At 67.5% G+C, this 323-nt stretch carries 1 protein-coding gene; it reads right to left on the reverse strand.

Annotated features, from left to right (window positions below):
• Positions 1-120: 120 nt before the first annotated feature.
• A partial coding sequence (gene mobC, locus RB628_RS41770; RefSeq protein ID WP_318325814.1) for a plasmid mobilization relaxosome protein MobC occupies positions 121-323 on the reverse strand: 203 nt, incomplete at its 5' end.

The following is a 323-nucleotide window of genomic DNA, read 5'->3' on the forward strand; positions in this document are numbered from 1 at the left end:
GGGCGAAGCCGTCCCAACTGCCGACGAGGTGGGGGTCGGTGTGCTCGTCGCGTTTGCCGGGGCCGTACAGGTAAACGAGCAGGCCGTGAGTGCGTGAGCCGCGTCGGATCTTGGGGACCATCAGAGGCGCTTCTTGACCAGGGTGTCGGCCGTGTCGTCTATGCAGGCCAGGACGCGGGTCAAGGTCGTGAGGGCGTGGTCGAGTTCGCCGGGGCGGGGCTGTCCTCCGGCGTTGTACACGAAGGCGATCTGGTTGATGTTGTTGCCGATGCGGGAGATGGCGGTGCGCAGGGCGGCCAGCTCGTCGATGGCGGCGTCGACCT

It is taken from the genome of Streptomyces sp. ADMS (assembly GCF_033441795.1).
GTDB lineage: Bacteria > Actinomycetota > Actinomycetes > Streptomycetales > Streptomycetaceae > Streptomyces.